The organism is Alkalimonas cellulosilytica, assembly GCF_036325985.1.
Lineage (GTDB): Bacteria > Pseudomonadota > Gammaproteobacteria > Enterobacterales > Alteromonadaceae > Alkalimonas > Alkalimonas cellulosilytica.
On record NZ_JAUHLI010000068.1, the window covers coordinates 1 to 360 of the forward strand.

Below are 360 nucleotides of genomic sequence, written 5' to 3' on the forward strand. Positions count from 1 at the left end.
AAGCAGACCAAGCCGCTCCTCGAAGCTCATATCAGCGTATGTATCAGGTTGCTCCTGTTGCTGTTGTAAAGCCTGACAGAAGTGACCAAGACGCAGGACTCGCAGTTGTTCATGCAGTGCAGATAAGCTCATTGTTAGGATCCTTATTGGTAGTAGTGTTGTCCGCGGATATTGTGGTGATTCATCATCGGGTGTTCGTCAATATCAGTACCACTAAGCTCTCGCTCTTTGTTGTTGATCAGCAGATTCAGAATCACTTTGCGGTGCGGCTGCTCTAGCAGCAGTGCTTTTAGGCAGGCAGCTTCAAGGCGATCCTGCCCATATTTAGTGGCAAGGTTGAGGATGGCGAGGCAGCTTTTA

At 48.9% G+C, this 360-nt stretch carries 1 pseudogene; it reads right to left on the reverse strand.

From position 1 onward, the window contains the following. Nucleotides 1-143: 143 nt before the first annotated feature. Nucleotides 144-360: pseudogene (locus QWY20_RS18575) on the reverse strand (IS21 family transposase); the annotation flags it as partial.